This window comes from Thiothrix lacustris DSM 21227, from assembly GCF_000621325.1.
In the GTDB taxonomy this organism is placed as follows: Bacteria; Pseudomonadota; Gammaproteobacteria; order Thiotrichales; family Thiotrichaceae; genus Thiothrix; species Thiothrix lacustris.
The window spans coordinates 58362-65544 of record NZ_JHYQ01000026.1; the positions used below are offsets into that span (position 1 = coordinate 58362).

The 7183-nt window shown below is 51.3% G+C and carries 7 protein-coding genes; 6 read left to right on the forward strand and 1 reads right to left on the reverse strand.

The features are described from left to right. Positions 1-37 precede the first annotated feature (37 nt). From Q394_RS0113210 to Q394_RS0113235, 6 genes are all read left to right on the forward strand, one after another. Positions 38-1738, forward strand: a complete 1701-nt coding sequence (locus tag Q394_RS0113210; protein WP_156946870.1) for a sensor histidine kinase — start codon at positions 38-40, stop codon at positions 1736-1738. Next, the gene (locus Q394_RS0113215) at positions 1735-3090 is read left to right on the forward strand and encodes a sigma-54-dependent transcriptional regulator (protein WP_028489692.1); all 1356 of its coding nucleotides are present in this window, start codon (positions 1735-1737) and stop codon (positions 3088-3090) included. Before Q394_RS0113210 ends, Q394_RS0113215 begins: the two co-directional genes overlap by 4 nt. Before the next feature lie 2 nt (positions 3091-3092). Next, positions 3093-3815 carry a DUF2238 domain-containing protein gene (locus Q394_RS0113220; RefSeq protein ID WP_028489693.1) on the forward strand — a complete coding sequence of 241 codons (723 nt, stop codon included), beginning with the start codon at positions 3093-3095 and terminating at the stop codon, positions 3813-3815. 86 nt (positions 3816-3901) lie between these two features. Continuing rightward, positions 3902-4177 carry a helix-turn-helix domain-containing protein gene (locus Q394_RS0113225; RefSeq protein WP_028489694.1) on the forward strand — a complete coding sequence of 92 codons (276 nt, stop codon included), beginning with the start codon at positions 3902-3904 and terminating at the stop codon, positions 4175-4177. Continuing rightward, a complete protein-coding gene (locus Q394_RS0113230) occupies positions 4164-5465 on the forward strand; it encodes a HipA domain-containing protein (RefSeq protein WP_028489695.1) in 1302 nt (433 codons plus the stop codon). The genes Q394_RS0113225 and Q394_RS0113230 overlap by 14 nt, the downstream gene beginning before the upstream one ends. Before the next feature lie 391 nt (positions 5466-5856). Beyond that, positions 5857-6105: a UPF0175 family protein gene (locus tag Q394_RS0113235; RefSeq protein ID WP_084260475.1), complete on the forward strand. Its 249-nt coding sequence runs from the start codon at positions 5857-5859 to the stop codon at positions 6103-6105. A gap of 94 nt (positions 6106-6199) precedes the next feature. Here the strand turns inward: Q394_RS0113235 and Q394_RS0113240 are convergent, their stop codons facing one another. Next, the gene (locus tag Q394_RS0113240; RefSeq protein WP_156946871.1) at positions 6200-6805 is read right to left on the reverse strand and encodes a hypothetical protein; all 606 of its coding nucleotides are present in this window, start codon (positions 6803-6805) and stop codon (positions 6200-6202) included. Positions 6806-7183: the final 378 nt, after the last annotated feature.

Here is a 7183-nt window from a genome sequence, read left to right on the forward strand (position 1 = left end):
TAACCGTGCGGTAGCCTTTGCCTTGGTAGTGCTGTTTGTGGCTTTAACGTTGCTGACGGTTTACTACGCGGTGCGGCAAAGCGCCGAACAACGCTTGCGTCAGGAAACCCTTGCTCTCTCACAGCAATTGGTCGGGCAGTTAACTGCCGAACTGGAAAAACACCGTTACCTGCCTGAATTATTGGCGAAAACCCTTGATCTGCGCCCCGTATTACGTTCTTCAAACGCTGATTCTGCCGCTTTGGCAACCCTCAACCACACCTTGGAAACCACCAACCGTATTGCTGGAACAGCCGACATTTACCTGATGCGTCGGGATGGTATCACCCTTGCGGCGAGTAACTGGAATACGGGCGCGTCATTTGTAGGCAAGAATTTTGCGTTTCGCCAATACTTCAAACAAGCCATGCAGGGGCAGTTGGGGCGTTACTACGCATTGGGGACGACCTCCAAAAAACGCGGTTACTATTTCGCCCATGCGGTGAGTGATGCCGCAGGCGAGCCGTTGGGGGTGATGGTGGTGAAAGTCGACATCAATACTCAGGAAGAACAATGGAAGCAGGAAAGCGCTGATTTCATAGTGACTGACCGTGACGGGGTGGTGTTCATGTCTAGCGAACCCGCGTGGCGTTTACATTCCTTGCAGCCCTTATCTGAGGCAACGCAAACCGCTCTGTATCAAAATCAGCGTTATGACCAGCAAGTGATTGAAGCGCTGCCGGGGCAATGGTCGATTAGCCCAACTACCGAGTGGCAACAAGTACCTGTTGAGCGGCGGCAGTCGTTGGTGCACAAGAGGGCAATGACTTTCATTGATTGGGATGTCTATGTCCTCACCGATTGGAGTAGCGTCACCCGTAGTGTGCTGATAACGGTGCTGTTAACGGCTTTTATGCTGCTGCTCACCCTTTTGCTGTTGTATGTTTTGTGGAAAAACCAGCGCCAACGCCGTGACTACGAGCAACAAGCTCGTGAAGAACTTGAAGCTAAAGTGGTCGAACGTACCCGTGAATTGCACCGCACTCAGGAAGAATTGGTACAAGCCGCGAAAATGGCAGCACTGGGGCAGCTTTCCGCCGGGATCAACCACGAAATCAATAACCCGCTGACCGCGATTCGTGCTTACGCCGACAATGCCACGCAATTCCTCGACATTGGCAAGCCGGACATTGCCCGCAGCAATCTGGTGGAAATCGTTGGCTTGACCGAACGCATGGCCGCGATTACCCGCCAACTCAAAACCTTTTCGCGCAAAAGTGCCGGGCAGATTGAAACCTGCGATTTGCACCGGGCGCTGGATTCCGCCCTCAGCATTGTCCAGCCGAAACTCGCGCAAAGCCGAATTGTGCTGGAACAATACCGTGCCGAGCAGACCCGTTACGTGCAGGCCGATCTGGTGTGGCTGGAACAGATTCTGGTCAACCTGTTGAGCAATGCTGCTGAAGCGGTGCTGGAACAAGATGAACAACGCCTCTGGATTCTGGTGCAAACGGCAGATGGGCAAGTCTGCGTCAGTGTACGTGACAATGGCGCGGGGATTAGCGAAGATGCCATGCCGCATGTATTTGAAGCCTTCTTTACCACCAAAACCATTGGTAAAGGTTTAGGGCTGGGCTTGTCGATTTCCTACCGACTCGCCCGCGACATGAATGGTCATTTGAGTGTGACGAACGCCCCGCAAGGTGGCGCGGTTTTCACCCTAACCCTGCAACAGGCCGCTGACGGAGGTCAAGCATGATCGCGCCCAACATTATTCTGGTCGATGACGAAAAAGCCGTGCGTGATTCCACCGCGCAATCGCTGATGCTGGCGGGTTATGAGGTGGAAACCTTTAGCAGTGCTGCCGAGGCTTTGCATAAAATCACGCTGGAATTCGAGGGTGTGATTATTTCCGATATCCGAATGCCGGAGATGGATGGTTTGGAATTCCTTCAGCGTGTCTTGAAAATTGACCGTGATTTGCCGGTTATTTTGATCAGTGGGCACGCCGATGTCGCCACCGCCGTAGCCGCCATCCGCAAGGGCGGCTATGACCTGCTGGAAAAACCGTTTTCCAACACCCAATTGGTGGAAGTGGTGAAACGCGCCGGTGAAAAACGCCGCCTGACGCTGGAAAATCGCGCTCTGAAAGAAGCGCTGGAAAACCAGACCCGCCCCGGCCCGCGCATTATTGGGCAAACGCCCTCGATCATGAACTTGCGCAAAATGATTACCCGCATTGCCAACGTTAACGCAGATGTGTTGGTCATGGGGGAAACCGGCACGGGCAAGGAACTGGTGGCGCGTTCCATCCACGAACAAAGCCTGCGCCGTGATCACAATTACGTGGCAATCAATTGCGCGGCGATCCCCGCCAGTTTGCTCGACAGCGAATTGTTTGGGCACGAGGCGGGGGCTTTCACCGGGGCACAAGGTAAGCGAATCGGCAAGTTTGAACACGCCAATGGTGGCACGCTGTTTCTGGATGAAATTGAAGGAATGCCATTGCTGACCCAAGCGCCGCTGCTGCGGGTATTGCAGGAACGCAAGATTGAACGGCTGGGTTCTAATAAATTGATTCCGCTTGATATTCGCGTAATTGCCGCCACCAAGGTCGATTTGAAAGGGGCGGCAGAACGCGCGGAATTCCGGCAGGATTTGTATTACCGCCTGAACGTGGTGACGCTGGAAATCCCGCCGTTGCGGGCGCGGCGTGAAGACATTCCGCTGCTGTTCCAGCATTTTGTGTTGATTGCCGCCGCTCGCTGTGAAACCGAAGTGCCGCCACTCAACAGTCAGGCACTGCATGTGTTGATGGGGCACGACTGGCCGGGCAATATCCGTGAATTGCGTAATATTGCCGAGCGTTACGTGCTGCTGGGTGAAGCTTACAATTTCGACTTGGCGGTGCTGATGAATGCGGGTGACAAGCTCGAAGGCTTGTCACTCACTCAACAAGTGGCCTGTTTTGAGAAAACCCTGCTGGTGCAAGCGCTCAACCACCATCAGGGCAATACCCGTGCCGTGATGGAAGCGCTGGACTTGCCGCGCAAAACGCTGACCGACAAGCTGAAAAAGTACGGGCTGGATCGCGAACAATTCCGGGAGTAACGATGACACACCGCACTTGGTTCTTGCTGTTATTGGGTTTGTTTCTGGTGTGGGCGGTGGTGTTGGGGATTGCGCCGCTCTACCGCCACGATTGGCTGTTGGAAAATGTGCTGTCGCTGGCGGCGGTGATCTTGCTGTTCAGCACTCGCAAGTCGTTCACCTTGTCACGCCTTTCCTATGCCTTGATCTTTATTTTCCTGTTCCTGCATGAGCTTGGCACGCACTATACCTATGCCGAAGTGCCGTATGACCCGTGGTGGCAGAGTGCGTTTGGCTATTCCTTGAACGAGGCGTTGGGGTTTGAGCGTAACCATTTTGACCGGCTGGTGCATTTTTTGTATGGCCTGTTGCTGGCGTATCCGGTGCGGGAAATGTTTATCCGCGTGGCTGATGTGAAAGGCTTCTGGAGCTATTTCCTGCCGCTGGATTTAACCATGTCGACCTCGATGCTGTATGAACTGGTGGAATGGGCGGTGGCGGAAGTGTTTGGCGGCGAATTGGGCATGGCTTACCTCGGTACGCAAGGCGATGTGTGGGATGCGCACAAGGATATGGGGCTGGCAAGTTTGGGGGCGCTGCTGGCGATGCTGGTAACAGCAGGTATGAATGGGTGGCTGCAACGCGATTTCGCCCGCGAGTGGAACGAAAGCCTGCGCGTCAAACATGCCGAACCGCTGGGGGAAGATGAAATTCGGCGGATGTTGGAGGAGGCTGACCGTGGCTGATTATTCCTGTTGTGGTAGGAACAATCTTGCATCCGGCTCTTAATACGCTATTATTCCTTGAATAGCAGGAACAATGGTGACTGAATATGGCGAGACCTCTGACCCCACTTCCCACCCCGCAACAGCCCGGCGCACTCACCCCGGAACTGCTAGGGCAATTCATCCGAGCTAAACGCACTCAGTCCGGCTTGCGGATTGATGATGCCGCCGCATTACTCGGCGTTGCTAAGGATACCTTGAGCAAGCTGGAGCGCGGACATTCTGGTGTGCAACTCGGCACGCTGTTGCAAGTGCTTAATGGCCTTGGTATTGGGTTAAAGGTGGAGCCGTGGACAGAAGGTGAAAGCGATGACTGGGTATGAACACCGTCTGCGGATTTACTTGGGGGAGCAACCCATCGGTTTCTTGTTGGCTGACTCGCAAGGGCAATTGACGCTGGAATACGCACCCGCATGGCAAGCCAGTGGTTTTGCCATTTCGCCACACTTGCCGTTGATGCCCGCCGCGAACCATCAGGTGGTGCAACGTTTCCTGCGTAACCTGCTGCCCGAAGGTCAGGGCTTCGACATCCTGCTGGAAAACTACCAACTCAGCCGTGCCAATACCTTTGGCATTATCCGTGCTTTGGGGGCAGATACGCCGGGTGCATTGCAGTTTTTGCCGGATACGGCGCAACTCATGCTGTCTTCCCAGTTACGCCCGATCTTGCCCGCTGAATTGCTGGAGCGCCTTGACAATCAACCCGCCCGTAATCTGATCGTGTGGGATGGTCGCCCGCGCCTGTCGGTGGCAGGTGTTCAACATAAAATCAATGTGTTGGCAGATGCGCAAGGCGGGCTGGCATTTGGCGAAGGCAGCTTGTGTTCCACTCATATCCTCAAATTCGAGCCTGCCAATCAGAACCATGTGGTGCTGAATGAATATCTGGTGATGCAGCTTGCTAAGGCCATCGGCCTGTCAGTGGCAGCAGTTGAATTACGCCGTTTCGGGCAACATCGAGCCTTACTGGTGACGCGTTTTGACCGTAAACGCCAAGGTGATACGGTATTGCGTCGCCATCTGATTGACGGTTGTCAGGCGCTGGATTTACCACCCGAATACAAATACGAACGCAATTTTGGCAATAGCCGGGATGTGGCAAATATTCGTGATGGCGCAAGCCTGCCGCGTTTATTCGCCTTTTGTGATCATTGCCGTTCGCCCGCGCTCGCCCGCAAATTCGTGCTGGACTGGGTGCTATTTAACCTCATCATCAGTAATTGGGATGCACACGGCAAAAACATCAGCTTTTTCGTCGGTAAAAACGGTATCGAACCTGCGCCTTGCTACGATTTGGTCAATATCGCGGTCTACCCCGAATACCAGCAGGAACTGGCGATGGCATTGGGGGATGATTTCGATACCTGTATCTCCGCTTTTCAATTGACAGCGTTTGCTGAAAGTTGTGGTTTGCCGCGCTCACTGGTGCAAGCAACACTTACCGCGATGTGCAAGCAGGTTGTGGAACAATTGCCCCGCGTGTGGGCGGCGTGTGCATTGCAGACTCCGGCAGAACGGCAGTTTGTTGCAAGCTTGCAGTGCAGTATTCAGCAACAGACAAGCCGCTTGCTGGAACATGCGGGCATGATGCAGGATGTGGAGATTCAGTGAATGCCTACCGCTGCCACTTACTGACAATTTCCTCATATGTCGCATTGACCAAACCCTGCTCATCAGCACACGCAAACAGTGCTACTCGCAGCGCGGAATATTGCTGGGGGTAAGCTCACAATTGCTCCATGAAACGCCGCTTTCTAGTAGGCATACATTGCTAAGTGCTGCTCAAGATTCAAGGTGACGGATGAAGGTAGGATGCAAATTTCATACAACACCAGAAACGGCGCATCGCCACCGATTTCTAGGGATTACGCAATGAGTTGCTGCCATGCGGCTGTGTCGTGATAGGGGAAACGGCAGTCGATGTGGGCGTAGAATTCTTGGTAGGTCATGCGAAAATCTCACGTTATGATGGAGTATGGAAACGCAAATACAGGTGTCCGACATGCAAATTATACTGGAGATACCCGAAGATTTCGGGCGTGACACGCTTCCCGAACTGGAAAAGCAAATCAAGCTGGAGGCGGGCATTGCACTGTTTCATGCAGGAAAAATATCCGCTGGGTTCGCTTGCGAGTTTGCAGGTATAGACCGTTACAGCTTTTATGATGAGTGTGCTAAACGCGATATTCCGGTGGTTAACTACGATCCCGGCGAACTCGAAGCGGAGTTGGAATATTTGCGTGGTGTATGATTTTTGACGAATAATTTTGCCGACAGCCTACGGATTGTTTTTGTCTGAACAAGCTACGCGGTGTTTTATTCCGCGTCGCGGAAAAGGATAAAACTTACTTTTGATTCTTGAGACGCTCTACTTCTTGCAGTAATGCCTTACCTTGCTCTTCACTAATACGGCTCATCGCCCGAAGAATGGGAAGATTTGTCTTTGTGATTTCCTTACAGGATTTCAGTGTAATTTGAAAATCTTTTAATAAACTATCCAGTTTCTGGCAATGTGTTTCATTAGGATACACATTGCCATCAGTTTCATGGATATAGTCAGAGATAATTGTTGTGCCACTAGCAATGCCCGTTGCAATAATCCCGACCCGATTTTGATAAAGGAATACCCTGTCACCCTCTTTCAATCTGTCGATATTTCTTTTTGCGGGATCAAAAAACGCAGCAGCACAGGATTGTGTGAGCATGTTGTACTGATCTCTCATTCCTTCTTGTGTATTTGTATTCAATAGATAGTAGCTTGTCTGATTGCTAGGTGAATTATCAGGCGTAATTTCTTGATTACCGTGTTTTGCGATCATTTCTTGAGCCTTATTTATGCCGTAACTTACAAACTGTGCCAAAACATCTTGTCTAGTCATATTCAACTCAGACGCAACCTCATCAAGACTGATTAACTCCTCATCTGGTATACGTAAAGTGACAGCAGTCATGTTCGTGTTCGTGCTTCTGTTGCGAATCTGGGTAGATACAAGTTTCTCAAGACTGTCCATAAAATTCCCTGTTTGACTAATGAAGCAGCAAGTTTACAAGATTTATCTGAAATGTCAATGAAGATTCTTAAAAGAATTTAAAAAGAATTACAAAAGAATCTTTTTGTCTATGGCACATCAGTGACACGAGAGCCACATTGAGTTGGAAAGCTATGAAAAGTCTTTTATTTCAAACACCTCAAGTCTTCTAGATCTTTAGGTCTACCACTGGCAGCCTTGTTTTTCTTGAAGTCTTGAAGTCTTGAAGTCTTGAAGTCTTGAAGTCTTGAAGTCTTGAAGTCTTGAAGTCTTGAAGTCTTGAAGTCTTGAAGTCTTGAA